Source organism: Pelagihabitans pacificus, from assembly GCF_009371985.2.
GTDB lineage: Bacteria > Bacteroidota > Bacteroidia > Flavobacteriales > Flavobacteriaceae > Pelagihabitans > Pelagihabitans pacificus.
Window position 1 is genome coordinate 1,163,031 of sequence record NZ_VIKU02000001.1, and the last position, 15,528, is coordinate 1,178,558.

General features: G+C 43.7%; 16 protein-coding genes. 7 read left to right on the plus strand and 9 right to left on the minus strand.

Going from position 1 to position 15,528, the window contains the following annotated elements; all coding sequences use genetic code 11:
• The first annotated feature begins 216 nt into the window (after positions 1 to 216).
• Positions 217 to 2,682, plus strand: a complete 2,466-nt coding sequence (locus FK220_RS05145) for a hybrid sensor histidine kinase/response regulator (protein ID WP_152573189.1) — start codon at positions 217 to 219, stop codon at positions 2,680 to 2,682.
• Here FK220_RS05145 and FK220_RS05150 read toward each other — a convergent pair.
• The 8 genes from FK220_RS05150 to FK220_RS05185 form a co-directional block, all read right to left on the minus strand.
• Positions 2,657 to 4,024: a sigma-54-dependent transcriptional regulator gene (locus tag FK220_RS05150; RefSeq protein ID WP_152573190.1), complete on the minus strand. Its 1,368-nt coding sequence runs from the start codon at positions 4,022 to 4,024 to the stop codon at positions 2,657 to 2,659. The two genes, FK220_RS05145 and FK220_RS05150, sit on opposite strands and share 26 nt — an antisense overlap.
• Positions 4,025 to 4,384: 360 nt before the next feature.
• Complete coding sequence (locus FK220_RS05155) at positions 4,385 to 4,684, minus strand: hypothetical protein (RefSeq protein ID WP_152573191.1); 300 nt, start codon at positions 4,682 to 4,684, stop codon at positions 4,385 to 4,387.
• Positions 4,685 to 5,078: 394 nt separating this feature from the next.
• Positions 5,079 to 5,387, minus strand: a complete 309-nt coding sequence (locus tag FK220_RS05160; protein ID WP_152573192.1) for a hypothetical protein — start codon at positions 5,385 to 5,387, stop codon at positions 5,079 to 5,081.
• 195 nt (positions 5,388 to 5,582) lie between these two features.
• Positions 5,583 to 7,118, minus strand: coding sequence for a DUF4301 family protein (locus FK220_RS05165; protein ID WP_152573193.1), 1,536 nt, complete (start codon positions 7,116 to 7,118; stop codon positions 5,583 to 5,585).
• A 4-nt stretch (positions 7,119 to 7,122) separates the two neighbouring features.
• Positions 7,123 to 7,695, minus strand: coding sequence for an AAA family ATPase (locus tag FK220_RS05170; RefSeq protein WP_152573194.1), 573 nt, complete (start codon positions 7,693 to 7,695; stop codon positions 7,123 to 7,125).
• Complete coding sequence (pnuC, locus tag FK220_RS05175) at positions 7,650 to 8,288, minus strand: nicotinamide riboside transporter PnuC (RefSeq protein WP_152573195.1); 639 nt, start codon at positions 8,286 to 8,288, stop codon at positions 7,650 to 7,652. Before pnuC ends, FK220_RS05170 begins: the two co-directional genes overlap by 46 nt.
• Positions 8,272 to 8,532, minus strand: a complete 261-nt coding sequence (locus tag FK220_RS05180; RefSeq protein WP_152573196.1) for a thiamine-binding protein — start codon at positions 8,530 to 8,532, stop codon at positions 8,272 to 8,274. The genes pnuC and FK220_RS05180 overlap by 17 nt, the downstream gene beginning before the upstream one ends.
• Positions 8,533 to 8,590: 58 nt before the next feature.
• Positions 8,591 to 9,226 carry a 4'-phosphopantetheinyl transferase family protein gene (locus FK220_RS05185; protein ID WP_152573197.1) on the minus strand — a complete coding sequence of 212 codons (636 nt, stop codon included), beginning with the start codon at positions 9,224 to 9,226 and terminating at the stop codon, positions 8,591 to 8,593.
• An 88-nt stretch (positions 9,227 to 9,314) separates the two neighbouring features.
• Here FK220_RS05185 and ahcY point away from each other — a divergent pair, with 88 nt between their 5' ends.
• The 4 genes from ahcY (at position 9,315) to FK220_RS05205 (ending at position 13,033) form a co-directional block, all read left to right on the plus strand.
• On the plus strand, positions 9,315 to 10,631 hold the full coding sequence (gene ahcY, locus FK220_RS05190) for an adenosylhomocysteinase (protein WP_152573198.1): 1,317 nt from the start codon (positions 9,315 to 9,317) through the stop codon (positions 10,629 to 10,631).
• A 516-nt stretch (positions 10,632 to 11,147) separates the two neighbouring features.
• Positions 11,148 to 11,537 carry a hypothetical protein gene (locus tag FK220_RS05195; protein WP_166204777.1) on the plus strand — a complete coding sequence of 130 codons (390 nt, stop codon included), beginning with the start codon at positions 11,148 to 11,150 and terminating at the stop codon, positions 11,535 to 11,537.
• 29 nt (positions 11,538 to 11,566) lie between these two features.
• Positions 11,567 to 12,046: a hypothetical protein gene (locus tag FK220_RS05200; protein WP_152573200.1), complete on the plus strand. Its 480-nt coding sequence runs from the start codon at positions 11,567 to 11,569 to the stop codon at positions 12,044 to 12,046.
• Positions 12,047 to 12,346: 300 nt separating this feature from the next.
• The gene (locus tag FK220_RS05205) at positions 12,347 to 13,033 is read left to right on the plus strand and encodes a metal-dependent hydrolase (RefSeq protein WP_152573201.1); all 687 of its coding nucleotides are present in this window, start codon (positions 12,347 to 12,349) and stop codon (positions 13,031 to 13,033) included.
• Positions 13,034 to 13,114: 81 nt separating this feature from the next.
• Here the strand turns inward: FK220_RS05205 and FK220_RS05210 are convergent, their stop codons facing one another.
• Positions 13,115 to 13,513 carry a response regulator gene (locus tag FK220_RS05210; protein ID WP_152573202.1) on the minus strand — a complete coding sequence of 133 codons (399 nt, stop codon included), beginning with the start codon at positions 13,511 to 13,513 and terminating at the stop codon, positions 13,115 to 13,117.
• A gap of 275 nt (positions 13,514 to 13,788) precedes the next feature.
• Between FK220_RS05210 and FK220_RS05215 the strand changes: the two genes are divergently transcribed.
• Positions 13,789 to 14,172: a BlaI/MecI/CopY family transcriptional regulator gene (locus FK220_RS05215; protein ID WP_152573203.1), complete on the plus strand. Its 384-nt coding sequence runs from the start codon at positions 13,789 to 13,791 to the stop codon at positions 14,170 to 14,172.
• Positions 14,165 to 15,511 carry a M23/M56 family metallopeptidase gene (locus FK220_RS05220; protein ID WP_152573204.1) on the plus strand — a complete coding sequence of 449 codons (1,347 nt, stop codon included), beginning with the start codon at positions 14,165 to 14,167 and terminating at the stop codon, positions 15,509 to 15,511. The genes FK220_RS05215 and FK220_RS05220 overlap by 8 nt, the downstream gene beginning before the upstream one ends.
• Positions 15,512 to 15,528 lie beyond the last annotated feature (17 nt).

Genomic DNA, 15,528 nt, shown 5'->3' on the forward strand with positions numbered 1-15,528 from the left:
GCCCAGGTTCATTGGGTATGATCTCAGCCCGCCCTGAACTTGATTCAGGGCCTTTCCCTTTCAAGTTCGGGGCCAAAGCACCCCTTTGAGATAGTGCAAAGGTAGCACGGTAATATTAGACTACCATAAAAATCGAAGTAAATATTAACGAATCATTATAAACAATCCAGGCGTCTGCTACGTATTTATAGTAACCTCTGGTTTTACGACCACTCTATGAAAGACGAATCCAAAAACAGATTTACCTTCAAGATCATCTTCAGCTATCTGGTATTGGCCGTGCTTTTTCTGGTGGCAGGCTATTTTATCTATTCCGAAATTCGAGTAATCCTGTATAACGACACTGCCGAGGAAACCGACATAAAATTACTCAAGACCGGAGCTTTGGTCACAGAACTATATGAGGCCGAAAGCCTTTCAAAATTGGCCCTACAGAACAAGACACAAGCAAATTTCAACGCTTATGCCGCCAAAATCGATACCCTTTCTATGGATATCGATACCCTAAAACAGCTCTCGGGGGACGAACACCAAAAAAGCATGCTCGATAGTGTGCAACTGCTATTACGTAAAAAGGTAGACAACAGCAATGAGCTACGTAATCTGAAAGTCCAGAACGAGGCGAACAATTCCATTGACATCGCATTAAAGGAATTCCGCAAGATGGAATCGTCTTTCGGCAAGCTTACCGCCTATGACATTCATCCTAATCCAGAGAGTTTATCATCGTATGAACGAAAGGTGTTGGAGGATTGGGTGACCTACCTGAACGATAACATTCCCGCCGACAGCTCCGATTTACCCGATTCTGAAAAAATAGACTCGATTATCAATGCTTCTAGAGTATTGTTGGTCGAAGCCAAGATGAAAGATGCCAAAACACAGCGTTTTCTAGCTCAAAAAGAGGAAGAGATCAATAGGAACGATTTGGAACTCTCCCAACAGCTTCGTACCATCATTTCGGCTTTTGAACAGGAAGTGCTATTAAATTCGTACAACCAAAGTTTAAAAAGACAGGCAGCTTTTCGCAAAAGTATGCGTTTGGCAGGATTTGCGGCAGTCCTTGGTTTTTTGGTCGTAGCGCTCTTTACCTTTCTCATCAACAGGGATTTCTGGCGTATACAGACCTATCGTCAAAAACTGGAAAAGGAAAAGAAATTTTCCGAATCGTTGCTCAGAAGTAGGGAACAACTCATCTCCACGGTGAGCCATGACCTTCGTACCCCACTGAATACCATTACCGGATACACCGAGCTGATGGAAAGTACACCCTTGAGCGAAAAACAAAAACAGTACCTGAAAAACGTCAAATCCTCTTCGGAATACGTGAATAATCTGGTCAACGACCTGTTAGATTTTTCTAAACTGGAGGCCGGCAAGCTTAAGGTTGAAAAAGTACCCTTTATAGCCGCCCATTTGATACAGGAGACCGCCGAAAACCTGCAGGCTCTTTACAGCCACAAAAAACTCAGTCTATTTCTGGAAATCGATCCTGAACTAAAACAAACTGTGTCGGGAGACCCCTTCCGAATTCGGCAAGTACTCACCAACCTGATCGGGAATGCCTTCAAATTTACCGAGGAGGGATCCATAAAAATTCGTGCCAAGGCTATTGGAAAAGGCAAAAATAGTAACACCCATATCGAGATCCAGGATACTGGCATTGGAATTCCAAAGGAGAAACAGCAGGTGATTTTCAAAGAGTTTGCCCAGGGCGAGGATAACACCGATAAAAAATTCGGCGGCTATGGACTTGGGTTGACCATTTCAAAGAAGTTGACCGAATTGCTCGGCGGCAGCTTGCAATTGGAAAGTGAGTTCGGCCGTGGGAGCACCTTTATCCTTAAAATCCCCTTGGAGATTACCAAAATAGAAGCGGTCGAAAAAACCGAGGCTCCCTATATGGCACCAAAACTGAGGATGCTTATAATCGATGATGATACCGCTCTGCTGCGGATGTTAAAAGAATTGACCGGGAGTATGGGAATACGCGCACATATTTTCTCAAACTTTTTACAGGTTGAAAAAGAGTCGCATTTGGCTTATGATCTGGTGCTTACCGATATTCAAATGCCTCAAATAACCGGGTTTGAGGTATTGCAACGGTTGAGGGCCGGCGAATACAAGCATTATAAGAATCAGCCAATTATCGCGATGACCGGTAGAAGGGATTTGGAATCCGAAGCCTATACTTCCCTGGGATTTGCCCAAGTACTTCAAAAACCATTTTCCAAAGGGGAATTGATAGGAATACTGAAACTGTTGGGGTTGCATACTAAAAACCTAGGAAAGGAATTGACCCCAAAGGAAAAAACAACCACCGCAGAAGTCTATGACCTTGATATTATTCATTCCTTCTTGGGCACCAACGAAGATGCCATTCATGATGTTTTGGAGACTTTTTTAATGGATACCTCGACCAATATGAAGTTGTTGAACGAAACCGTTACGGCTAGGGATTATGCCCAAATAAACAGCGTTGCACATCGTATGCTCCCCATGTTTCGGCAATTGAAGGTTGCGAGCTGTGTTCCTATTCTGGAACGATTGGAAGTGGCCACTCCGGGCGATATGGATGCCGTAAGTTTGGACAATAGTCTAAGAACCCTTAAAGAAAGTGTGGTTATCCTCATTGTTGCCCTCGAGAATCGACTGGCTACAAGTCCAACTTATAATGACTGATTTTGTTGTAAAGGGTCTTTCTGGTTACCTGGAGAAGTTTGGCCGCCTCCGACTTGTTGAAATTTGTGCGTTTTAGGGCTTGGATAATTCGGTCTTTTTCGAATTCCGCCTTTGAAAACCGGTCTCTAACCTTATTTTTGGGGGACGGTTGCCTCACTTCTTGAGGAAGGGCCTCGATTTGCACCTCATCGCCAGCGGTCAATAGTACCGACCGTTTGATAATATTTTGGAGTTCCCTTAGATTTCCCGGCCAGTGATAGCGTTTAAAGGCGTTCCAAACTTCCTTTGAAAAACCGGTTACATTCTTGTCTAGGTTATGGTTGGCCTTCTCTAAAAAATGTTCTGCAAACAGCATCAAATCTTCAAAACGATCTTGTAAGGAAGGTAGTTCAATGGAAAACTCGTTCAATCGATGGTAAAGATCCTCACGAAAACTTCCTTTCCCGACCAATTCGGTAAGATCTTCATTGGTTGCGGTAATGATGCGTACGTCGACCAAGATTTCTTGCGTACTTCCCACTCTCTTTATTTTTCGCTCCTGTAGTGCCCGGAGTAACTGTATTTGGTTGTCGTAGGACAAGTTGCCCACCTCATCCAAAAAGAGTGTACCTCCGTTGGCCGCTTCAAAATTCCCCTTCTTATCCTCTACAGCTCCCGTAAAACTTCCTTTAACATGTCCGAAAAACTCACTAGTCGCCAATTCTTTTGGGATGGCTCCACAATCGACCGCAACGAAGGGAAAATCCTTGCGCTTGCTCTGATCATGTATCGCCTTTGCCGTTACTTCCTTTCCGGTACCGCTTTCACCGGTAATCAAGACCGACATGTCGGTAGGAGCGACCAGTTTAATGTATTCGGCTAACTTTCTGGAGGCTTCGCTAGTACCTGTGATAGTATGTTGGCTTGCAATAGGATTGCTTTTCGCGCTATTGGTGTTGCTTGTTTTGGCAACCCCTCCATGGTTCGGCAAACTTTCCGATGGCCGGGCCTTCAATGCATTTTCAATGACCATCACGATTTCATCGGGCGTGAAGGGTTTGGAGATATAATCGTAGGCTCCTTTTTTCATAGCGTTGACTGCGGAACCTACCTCGGCGTAGCCGGTCATCAAAATGACCTGGGTCTTTGAATTCACCTCTTTGATATCGGTAAGCATTTGTATGCCGTCATAGTCGGGAAGACGTAAATCGGTCAGTACCACGTCGAAGTTGGTCTCGGAAAATTTGACCTTGGCATCGGGCGCGGTAAAACTCGTTTCTACTTGATAATTGTGTTTGGTCAAGAACTTCTGCAACATTTGACAGAATGCGGCATCGTCCTCAATAATCAAGATGTTCGGCATATTGAGCTACTTGTTGTTTAGTATCTACGTAAAAATACCACTTGATAGTCGAGAGCACCCCAAAATTATCTTAAAAGAAGTAGTAAATGACTGCTAAAACTATGCTAAATAGAATGTTTGTCGAATTTGATGATCAGCGCCGTTTCCGGCTAGGATTTGGTAGTCAAAGGAAAGGCGACGGAGAAAAAAAGTATGCGAAAGACTTCGACGCTCCGGTCGGGGTAAATTCGACCAGCCGAATAGGAGCATTACAAAAGTAATACCCGTATTCGGGGTTTCATTAAAAATAGAAAGGGGCCGCATTTTATACGACCCCTTTCCGACCAAACCAACTTGATACAAAACAAATAACTCAAGTTATTACATTTCAATCCAGTTTCCGTTCTCATCGGCGTACAAGGTACCGGAAGTACCATCTTCCAAAGACACCTCTAATTTGAACTGCTTTGCCTCGTTGACATATGCTTTATCGATAGTCGCCGTAGGATAGTTTTTGGCAACAGCGGCGGTAACGGCCTCAGGCAACTCACTAGCGGCGATTTCAGTAAAATCATCCTGGGCTACGGCTTCAGTAGCAGTAGCTTCTACAACGTCTGCATCCTGGGCGAAAGCTGTTAAACTTCCTAGAGATAATGCTAATACAAAAAATACTTTTTTCATGATTCTCAATTTTATTTATTCCCTTTATCTAAAGAAAATATAGTACCAAACCCGCTACAAAATGTAATAAATTGATTATCAAAGAGATGTGTATTTATAAGTTTTTCCTGACTGTGTAAATGTGTGTACCGCTGTGTGAAATCGTATAAAACATACACGAAAATCATTTTTCGATATGAAGTATGGTAGGAATCAAGTGCTTGCCTTATAGTTCCAAAATCAATCAAGTTCAAAAGGCCGCTTCATCATATCGAGACTTTCCGTTTCCCTACCCAAATTCAAGGAAAACGAATTTGGTAGGTATGGGTTTCGCAAAAAAAAAGTCCCGACAGGAGACTGTCGGGACTTTTAACTTAAACTAACTAAATATACGCAATAAGAAAGTGGGGCTTGTTTACATTTCAATCCAATTGCCCTCGGCATCGGCATACAATTCAACAGCTTCGCCGTCTTCCTTAGTAACTTCCAACTTATATTGGGCAGCCTCATTAACGTACGCTTTGGAAATGGTGGCTCCAGGATGGGCAGCTTCCAAAGCAGCGGAGATAGCCTCTGGCAGTTCTTCCAAAGCCACTTCAGCAAATCCATCTTGTGTTTCCACTGCTTCTGTTGCTACAGCTACAGCTTCGGTGGCCTCTTCTTCTTGTGCGAATGCGGTCATAGTTCCTAGGGAAAGAGCCGCTACTAAAAATACTTTTTTCATTTTGTTCGTGTTTAAAATTTATTGTTATTGTTTTGATTCACTTACTTATAGGAAGAATAGTGCCAATTGGTGTATGGGACAATAAAATATATAATAAACTGATAATCAATATATTGAATAGCGGATGATTTTTCCAATTGTTGTGTAATGATGTGTAATCCTTTTGAAAGTGTGTAATTTTTATACAACGTAGGATTACGGCTGGTGCGAAGGTCGCAACAAATCATTCACCGTTTTTACAGGATTAAAGGTAGTAATGGGCACCTCGACAAATAGCGTGTTCCAATAGGCCATTGCCCCGTTCCAAAGTCCAGGCAATTCCAAAGCCTTGAGTTCCCTACCTTCTTGGGTCTTTCCTGTGATAAATCCCAAACTAGCATCTACAAACTTTAATAAATCATACTTTTCACCCTTATGGTTCTTGACACCACAAACCAGGTCAACGGGGTTGAAGTGGGTGGAACTCTTTAGAATGGAAGCCTGTTTTTCATCATCCCTATCGACCTGCGCCGATTCTACGATTTGTAACGAGATATTCCCGTGGGTATCCGTTACCCAAAATGGTCCTCCACCCGGTTCACCTTCGTTTTTCACCATACCACATACCCGTATTGGCCGGTTCATCTTATCTTGAAGCACCTTGATCTGTTCAGAAAGACTAAAATGGTCGAAACTATCCGAAAAACGAACATTGAGTTCCTTTTCCAAAAATTGTTTGATTTCGATCAGTTGGGAGGCATCCGCAATACCGTTCTCCATGAGCTTGGCGTATTCGAAAATCTTCCCTTGCACCTTTAACAACGCACCGGCCAATACCTTTTTGCTATTAACAATTACGTCAAGGGATCTCGCGGGCACCACATTGTCTATATTTTTTATAAAAATAATGTCGGCTTCTTGCTCATCAAGGTTTTCGATCAAGGCACCGTGCCCACCGGGCCTGAATAGTATCGAGCCGTCTGTGTCCCGGAAAGCGTTGTTCCCCATATCGACCGCAATGGTATCGGTAGCCGGCTTTTGAAAAGAAAAGGTCACTTCGAAATCGACTCCGGTCTGATGGCGTAACCGGGCACGAGCTATCTCGAATTCCTTTTTGAAAAGGAACTCATGTTGGGGAGAAATCGTGAAGTGCAGTCGGGCTTTACCGTCTGTTTCCGAATAGCGGGTTGCTTCCTTCATATGTTCTTCAAAGGCGGTCACGACATAGTCGTCATATACATGAAATGGAAGTAACCCTTTGGGATAAAAACCATAATTCAACCGGTCCTCCGAAAGCATCTCCTTAACAAAAAGGTATTTTTCTTCGTCCTTGGACAGAGCGATGTCCTTGATTCTTTCCTGAATGAGGGAATAGAAGGGAAGGGATTCCCATTGTTCAAAAAGAGCCTTGATATCTTTGCTGCCGGTTCTGTGGACATAGTCTTTAAAGCCCTCCCTGGAGGGGTCATAGGTTTCCAAAAAGTTAAAAAGTGCTTTGAACATCCGGGACGCCGCACCTGAGGCGGGCACAAACTTGAGCAAAGAAAGATGTTTCCTCGACTGTTCAAATATATCGATTAACGCCTCTACCTCGGCGGGTGAAAAACGAGCAATGCCATCGCCAACCACTGCTGCCTTTTCCAGACGCACAAAAGGAATGCCTTCTTTGAACGTTTCTATCTGATCAAGTACTTTTTCTTTAGAAATTCCCTTTTGGGCAAGTTGTTGCAAATCACTTTCGGAAAATTTCATACGTTTAGGCAGCTTTGTTGTTTATGAGTCGATCGATGTGGGCAATGGCAGTTGACAATCGCGTTTTTTTATCACCCTTTAAAATAATAAAATTTCGTTGATATTTCTCCAAGGCATTCTTGAAATAGGCGAACATTCGTTCCCTTTGGTTCGGTTTGTCCCTTAAGTCATCCCCTACCCAGGGTACGTCGATATAGGTAAGGAGATAAAGGTCATAGCTGTTTTCAAGGGCATATTTCTCCAATAACGGATCACAGTACCCTAGGTAATATGCCTCCGAATATACCTTGGTCTCCAAAAGGTCGGTATCGCAAATCAACACATCCGTGGCCTTTTTGGCAAGTTGGTTTTCCAAACGTATCTGTCCGGCCGCGATTGGTAATAAATCTTTCGGTTCACAAGTCTTGCGCTCGTTGTTCCACTTGTCCTGAAGATACTCCCGTGCATATTCCGGTACCCAAACGGTGTTATAATGGCGCGCCAATTGTTCCGACAAGGTGGTTTTGCCGGTAGATTCGGGACCAAACAGTACTACTTTAACGATAGTTGAGGGCTCTTGTCTAAACTTTTCTTCCATAGGAGATAACCTTGAACGGCCAATACGGTAAATATAACATATTGGAGCGAAAGCATGCCCCAACCGCGGTATGCGTATAGTGGAATAGTGATAATGTTTGCTAGAATCCAGAGGGTCCAATTCTCCAATTTCTTTAATGCCATATACCACATGGCGGTGAAAAAAATACCCGAGGTTAGGATGTCGATATAATTGGACGCCTCGATTTCATAATCGAAGATCCGATATACCGAATAATTCACGATCATTGTCAAAACGAACAGTCCAATGCCGATTCCTTTTTCCCTGGGGGTGGTCCTGGATATTTGTACTATTTTCTTATTATTCTTTTTTCTTGACCAATTCCACCAACCGTAGATGCTCATCGCCGACCAATAGAAATTCATCATCATATCGCCCAACAATCCATCTTTTAGAAAAAGATATACCGTAATGATAGTGGCGATCAAACCGGTCGGATATACCAGAATATTTTCCTTCCGGGCATACCAAACACTAACGATACCGGCTATAAAAACAATTGCTTCCAGGCCGATAACGTAGGTCTCCTTATTCCTGTAACTATCCAGAAAAAAATCAAAAATGGGGCTCATAGGCACTTCGGTCCGATTTTACGATTTTTAGATACAGCAATCCTTTGTCCATCAATTCAAACGCCGTTTTTATTTCGGTATTCAACACTTTCATCACTTCATCATATTCCCCATATACTTGGGTACTCAAAGGATTTTCCAAAAAGGTGAGTCCTGAGGTCCGTAATTTCTTGATGAAGGCGATGATATGATCTTCATAATCGTCTTGTAAGGGTGAAAAGGTAAGCTCTACGGAGATTTTCATTTTTTTAGTTCCAAGTGTAGGAATCAAGTGCAAGATTCCCAATTATTTTGTAATAGAGTTAAGAATTCCTGACGGCATAAGCACAGGTAAAACCTTCAAACTCTAAAAAGTCGATTTCGTAGGTGGACCTTTTTCCGTGATAAAGGACCTCCCCCGTGGTCCTGGCATCCGATAGCGAGAAATCGTGAATGTCGATATGGTGCAAAAAACTGAGTCCCGGTTCGGCATAAATCTTATAGAGCGATTCCTTGGCGCCCCATACGACCGTTAGCTTTCGGATCAAGGCCTCGGTATTGGCGATGGTGTTGTATTCCTCGATCGGGGTAAACTTATGGGCAATGCGCAATATTTTCTCACGCTGCATTTCAATATCGATTCCAACTTCCTGCGCTTCACTGACCACGATTCCGGTGAAATGGTTCGAATGGGTAATCGAAATGTGGGTGCCATCCTTAAGATGGGGTTTGCCAAAATCGTCGTAGTACAGGTCGTGGTCTCTATAGCCTGCTTCGGCCATCAAATGCCGAATGCTCAAAAACCCCCGCCGATGCAATTCGGATTTCATCCGCATCATACGATTTTGACAATGATCCGTAAGTACGATACCGTTCCCAAGCTCATTTTCAGACTCTTGGATTTTCCAAATATGGACAATAATCGACGAACTGACATGTATTGTCTTGTAAAGGGGCATGGAAATACTACTATTATTTGTAACTTTGCATCTGCAAAAAAAGCCGGGCTGTAAGGCCCATTAACGAAAGTAAAAAATAAAAAATAATATGAGCACGAAAACCGTTCCTTATGTACCCTATAAAGTAAAAGATATCTCTTTGGCAGATTGGGGAAGAAAAGAGATCAACCTGGCCGAGGCTGAAATGCCCGGATTGATGGCCTTGCGTGAAGAATACGGAAAAGAGCAGCCATTAAAAGGTGCGCGGATTGCAGGATGCCTTCACATGACCATCCAGACTGCCGTGTTGATCGAGACCTTGGTCGCCCTGGGTGCTGAGGTGACCTGGAGTTCCTGTAATATATTTTCGACCCAGGACCATGCCGCCGCTGCGATCGCCGCAGCAGGAATCCCAGTGTATGCCTGGAAGGGAATGAACGAGGAAGAATTCGATTGGTGTATAGAGCAAACCATCTTCTTTGGTGAAGATCGTAAACCTCTCAACATGATCTTGGACGATGGGGGTGACCTGACCAATATGGTACTCGACAAATTTCCAGAGCTTACAGCGGGCATCAGAGGACTCTCCGAAGAAACTACTACAGGAGTACACCGGTTGTACGAGCGTTTCAAAAACGGAACCTTGCCCATGCCCGCCATCAACGTAAACGATTCGGTCACCAAATCGAAATTCGATAACAAATACGGTTGTCGTGAAAGTGCCGTGGATGCCATTCGCCGCGCAACGGATACGATGTTGGCCGGTAAGCGTGTGGTCGTTGCAGGTTACGGGGACGTCGGGAAAGGTACCGCTGCTTCCTTTGCAGGCGCAGGAGCTATTGTGACCGTTACCGAAATCGACCCGATCTGTGCATTACAGGCCTGTATGGAAGGTTTTGAGGTGAAGAAGTTGGAAACCGTCATCGGAAACGCCGATATTGTTATCACCACTACCGGGAATAAAGACATTATCCGCGCAGAACATTTTAAAGCCCTTAAAGACAAGGCGATCGTATGTAATATCGGACACTTCGATAACGAAATCGATATGGCCTGGTTGAACAACAACTACGGCGATACCAAAGACGAGATCAAACCTCAGGTTGACAAGTACACCATTGATGGGAAAGATGTGATCATCTTGGCCGAAGGTCGATTGGTAAACCTAGGTTGTGCTACGGGACACCCTAGTTTTGTGATGAGCAACTCGTTCACCAACCAGACCTTGGCACAGATCGAACTGTGGAACCACAACGATAAGTACGAGAACAAGGTATACATGTTACCCAAGCATTTGGATGAAAAAGTAGCCAAGCTACACCTATCACGTCTAGGGGCCGAGCTTACCGAACTGAAGAAAGATCAGGCGGACTATATCGGGGTAACTGTCGACGGGCCGTATAAACCGGAATACTATAGGTACTAGACTGTAGCCTTTAGAAAACCATTTTCAAAAAGACCCCTGCCATTGTTGGCAGGGGTCTTTGTTTTTTACCTTGTCGGCAATGGCAAGGGAGATTAATATTCGACAGAAACTTTTGGTCATTCCTTAAGTTTGTACAAAGCCGCTACTCTTCTCTGGCGGACATCTTCAACCTTTCACTTAGTCCTTTAAAATCCTTCTTTGCCCATTTATTGGGCCCTTATTTGGTTTCGCTTCGCATTCTTTCCCACCCACAACACGATTGTTTCCTGGAACGAGGTCGTCCGCTATCTATTTGCTCCAAGTCCCATACTTGGCTACATACATCGGTACCTTGTGGAAGAGAGCCACTCACAATAAGGAATATACCCTGTCAACACAACCCGTTGCCATTTCTGCAAATTTCACGGGGTATCTTCCCCAATCTATCTTCCTTTAAATCCGGTCCAGGCAACTATTTGGGGAAATCGTATGTCTATAAAAGTAATTGGTAACCTAGTCCCGACAACAATGGATGAGTTGAAAAGAAAGAAAACCAGCGTGTACAGAGGCCTCTGTTTAGCCGGCAGTTTTCTGCTACTGTTAATGGCAGTATTTCACGGAAGCGGTTTTTGGTATGTAAGCGATACGATCATGAAATCGAACGCGGATGGTTTTCTCAAAGAAATCGTTCCGGTTTTATTTGCGCATCCATCAGTGCACCTTGCCGGACTGGCCGCTTTTGGAATATTGGCGCTGTTTTTACAAACAGATGCCAAAAGAGTGTTGCTTTTACTGTCCGCACTTGTTGTTCTCGATGCGCTATTGGCTTTTTATTTGGGGGGTACCCTACCTGGCATGTCACTGCTGCTTGGGGCACTTTGTTTCATTGTTGCCAATTACTTCTCACAACAAGCAACCATTGATTAATTTCTGGGTCTATTGATAAAGCCGTTCCCATGAAAAAAAGACCACTAGCCTTACTAGGCTTATCGTTCATGCTATTTCTAGGAGGTTGTTCAAACAGTACTTCCGAGGTCGACAACCCATTGTTTCCCCAAGAATTGGTCATTTCTAGTTTTAGCGTGCAGGCTCCTTCCGGTTGGGAGTGGGAGCAAGACCAGGGCATCGATACCTTTATTGGCCGAATCTTTAATAACGAGGACACCATTTATTTTGATATGGGGTACCTCAGCTTTGGAGGATTGGAATTAGTGGAGAAAAGCGCGCGAAACATCTCATTTCAACCTACCGCTATTAACGGGGTTCCTGCCATTATCGAAAAGGAATATACCCCGGAAGGCGAATCCAACGGTGAGATACGGCTCTCGGTATACCTTGATGCCGGGGATCGCCAACGGTTAAACCGACTCTACATCTTTGACCCAAAAGATGAGCAAACGGTATTGGCTATTTTTAGGTCGCATAAGTTTGAATAGCGTTTATCACGTTGTAAATCTAGTTCAATTAGAGGGCCAACCTTCTGCTTTTTTCAGGTATTTTGTCGCAAGGAAAGGTCTAGTGTCATTGCCATTCGGTTTTATGTACTCCTTAAAACATATCCTAGAACGAGCTTAATACTCTAAAGTTGTGATAATCTACCTCAAGCAATAACTTCTTTCAAAACCAGATGATATAACAAGATTTGCCTTAGTCGGTTTCTCCCAAATTCAACAACCAAGTGTTCGCATCATTCCCCTATTTTCTTTAACTTAAAGCCAGTATCTAAAAAACGCATTATGGAACTCACCTATCTCGGTCACGCTAGCCTTTCACTGGAACTGAATGGTTCCCATATTCTCGTCGACCCCTTTATCAGCGGCAATCCCTTGGCTAAAAACATCGAAATCGGTGATCTTGAAGCGGACTATATCTTGATTACCCATGGGCACCAAGACCATGTCTTGGACGTAGAGGCCATCGCCCAACGCACCGGTGCTACTTTAATATCCAATTATGAAATTGTTTCCTACTACGGGGAAAAGGGACTGAAAGGCCATCCGATGAACCACGGGGGCAAATATTCGTTCCCCTTCGGAACGGTCAAATATGTCAACGCCATCCACTCCAGCGTGTTGCCCGATGGCACTTATGGCGGCAATCCAGGCGGGTTTGTGCTATGGTCGGACCAGCTTTGCCTGTATATCGCGGGAGATACCGCCCTGACCGAAGATATGAAACTCATTCCCAAGACCTGTCCCAAACTAGACCTGGCAATTTTGCCGATCGGAGATAATTTTACCATGGGGTATGAGGACGACCTGATTGCCAGCGACTACATTCAGTGTAGCAAGATTATGGGATATCATTACGACACTTTTCCTCCCATTGAAATTGATAAAATCAAGGCGAAGGATGTATTTAGCAACGAGAACAAAGAGCTGTTGCTCCCTGCCATCGGGGAAACCATCACTATTATCGTCTGATCAATACCGCTATTTAGGGTAAGTAATACGTATCGGTTACACCAAAGCGCTGGCATGTGCCTAAGTAGCAATGTTCTTTGGCTAGCTAGCAATGGCCGTCACTACTTTTTCGTTTAGCTCGATCTCCCTGGATTTCCTGATTTTTGATACGATGCCTTCCAGTCCGGAGGCAGTCAAGGGTTTCGACAGGAAATCAGAGGCCCCCGCCTCGAAGGCCATTGGTTCGAACGTGGGTCTGGTGGAGTTCATAACCACAGGTACCTGTTTTGTTAGCTGCGCCTTGAGTTCAAACCCATCCATTTCGGGCATTTCTACATCCAAAAGTACCATATCGACCTCCATACTGTTGACCGCCATGAGTCCCAAAAGGGGATTGGCATAGGCTCCCAACAGGGTCAAATGTTCATTTTGTGCAATCAGCCGTGCAGCCATCAGGAGTTGTACCGGCGAGTCGTCGATAACGATTACACGTAGTTTCATAGCAAGTATGTTTTAGGTGGTTATGTAGTATTAAAACTGTGTTTTAAAGGGATATCTTACTAAAAACAGATGAAGTGTATAAAGCGATCGATGTAGTACCAATAGGCTGGATTTTTGCATTTTTAAAGTGATTCGTTCCCCAAAACCTTAGGTGATAGGGGTTGGTGGTGAGCTTTGAGGAAAGCATTACTAGAGTTGATATGACCGATAACTATATTTATAGTTTTATTACTATATTTATAGTTGTTATTAAGAAATAGTTATATATTTGCCTTATGAACGAACTTACAAAAGCCGAAGAGCAGGTAATGCACTATCTCTGGGAACTCAAAAAAGCCTTCTTAAAGGAGATAGTAGAAAAATTTCCCGAACCCCGACCCGCCTATACTACCATATCCACCGTAGTTCGGGTTCTGGTAAAAAAGGGGTTCATTAAATTCAATACGTTTGGCAAAATACGGCAGTATTATCCTTCCATCTCAAAAGAGCACTACTTTAAAAGGCATATGAATTCCATGATTGCGAATTTCTTTGAAGGCTCCAAAAGCAAATTTGCCCATTTCTTTACGGAAGATGAAGATTTGAACCTAACGCAGTTAGAGGAAATGAAACAACTGATCGAACATAAAATTAAAAGGCTTAAAGAGAACAATGAGTAATTTTTTCACGTACGTGCTCGAGGTCAGTATCATTTTTAAGGCTACTACCTTGTTCTACCGGTATTTTCTTAGCAAGCTCACCTTTCACCAGGTCAACCGCTTCATATTACTGCTGTTGCCCATTTTATCGATGGTTTTACCCATCTGGGATATGGGCTTTTTTTATGGAATAGATAGCAGCGAAATCTTTATTCCAGACTTTGAGGCGTCTTTCCTTTATTTGGAACCATCCGTGGAAACTGCCCTAAATCCAAACATCGGGGAAAAAATTAGTCCCGAAGATAATCTCTTTTTACATGGGCTCCTGTTCGTTTATGTAATCGGCGTTGCAACCATTCTCGTTCGAACCGTCTCTGGGCATTTGGCTGTCTTTAGTATTAGAAAAAAGGCTTATAAACAAAAGATAGGTGGAGTCGACGTCTTTTTGACCACTGTAGCCACACCATTCTCCTATTTCAAATGGATCTTTATCCCAGAGAACCAAAGCGGCAATTTACATGCCCTCGTTCTAGAACATGAGTGCGCCCATATAAAACTGAAACATACGTTGGATTTAATATTCGCCGACCTCTACGCCATTGCGTTTTGGTTGAATCCCGTTATTCCTTTGTATCGCAAAAGTCTAAAGGCATTGCACGAATTTCAGGCAGACGAAGCGGTCCTAAATCAAAAGGTAAAGCCTTCGGACTATTTGCAACTGATGCTGGTAACCATTCAAAACAAAAATAACCACCCCTCATTTAGCTATTTCAATAATTCTTTAATCAAAAAACGAATCGACATGATGACAAAATCAAAATCAAAAAAAGGGTTTGCGCTATACTACCTAATGCTTTTACCGAGCGCTATTTTCATTTCAATCGCTTTTTCGAATCCAATGCCGACGGTGGAACCGACACCCAATGGAGCCATGGCCTCCGTGGAAAAAGTGGCAATCCCCCCTTCCATGGCTCCCATAGAAAATTTTAAAATCGCATACCTCACAAGTTCCTTCGGCCAAAAAACCAAACAACCAAAAACAGGTACTATCGTCGTTCATCAAGGAATCGATATCAAGGTGCCCAAAGGGACACCCGTACTGGCTACCGAGGATGGCATCATCGCCATGGCCAATTTGAAGAACGATTGGGGCAATCTGGTTGTAATCAGTCACTCCGATGGTTACGAAACTTGGTATGCACATTTGGAACGTTTTGATGTCGCCGAAAATCAGGTCGTACAGAAAGGGGAGGTAATCGGTTATGTGGGCAGCACCGGACTTTCTTCCGGCCCGCATCTGCACTACGAGGTTCACAAGGATAAGAAGCGACTCGACCCGATGAAGTTCATAAAGGAATAACTTCCAGATGGTCCTCC

What these genes read in the sequence shown, in the direction of transcription:
- FK220_RS05215 (WP_152573203.1), top strand. Translation starts at nt 13,789, where the DNA reads ATGAACGAACTTACAAAAGCCGAAGAGCAGGTAATGCACTATCTCTGG.
- FK220_RS05160 (WP_152573192.1), bottom strand. Translation starts at nt 5,387, where the DNA reads ATGAAAAAAGTATTTTTAGTAGCGGCTCTTTCCCTAGGAACTATGACC.
- FK220_RS05200 (WP_152573200.1), top strand. Translation starts at nt 11,567, where the DNA reads ATGAAAAAAAGACCACTAGCCTTACTAGGCTTATCGTTCATGCTATTT.
- FK220_RS05150 (WP_152573190.1), bottom strand. Translation starts at nt 4,024, where the DNA reads ATGCCGAACATCTTGATTATTGAGGACGATGCCGCATTCTGTCAAATG.
- FK220_RS05185 (WP_152573197.1), bottom strand. Translation starts at nt 9,226, where the DNA reads ATGCCCCTTTACAAGACAATACATGTCAGTTCGTCGATTATTGTCCAT.
- ahcY (WP_152573198.1), top strand. Translation starts at nt 9,315, where the DNA reads ATGAGCACGAAAACCGTTCCTTATGTACCCTATAAAGTAAAAGATATC.
- FK220_RS05145 (WP_152573189.1), top strand. Translation starts at nt 217, where the DNA reads ATGAAAGACGAATCCAAAAACAGATTTACCTTCAAGATCATCTTCAGC.
- FK220_RS05165 (WP_152573193.1), bottom strand. Translation starts at nt 7,118, where the DNA reads ATGAAATTTTCCGAAAGTGATTTGCAACAACTTGCCCAAAAGGGAATT.
- FK220_RS05210 (WP_152573202.1), bottom strand. Translation starts at nt 13,513, where the DNA reads ATGAAACTACGTGTAATCGTTATCGACGACTCGCCGGTACAACTCCTG.
- FK220_RS05180 (WP_152573196.1), bottom strand. Translation starts at nt 8,532, where the DNA reads ATGAAAATCTCCGTAGAGCTTACCTTTTCACCCTTACAAGACGATTAT.
- FK220_RS05155 (WP_152573191.1), bottom strand. Translation starts at nt 4,684, where the DNA reads ATGAAAAAAGTATTTTTTGTATTAGCATTATCTCTAGGAAGTTTAACA.
- FK220_RS05220 (WP_152573204.1), top strand. Translation starts at nt 14,165, where the DNA reads ATGAGTAATTTTTTCACGTACGTGCTCGAGGTCAGTATCATTTTTAAG.
- pnuC (WP_152573195.1), bottom strand. Translation starts at nt 8,288, where the DNA reads ATGAGCCCCATTTTTGATTTTTTTCTGGATAGTTACAGGAATAAGGAG.
- FK220_RS05170 (WP_152573194.1), bottom strand. Translation starts at nt 7,695, where the DNA reads ATGGAAGAAAAGTTTAGACAAGAGCCCTCAACTATCGTTAAAGTAGTA.
- FK220_RS05205 (WP_152573201.1), top strand. Translation starts at nt 12,347, where the DNA reads ATGGAACTCACCTATCTCGGTCACGCTAGCCTTTCACTGGAACTGAAT.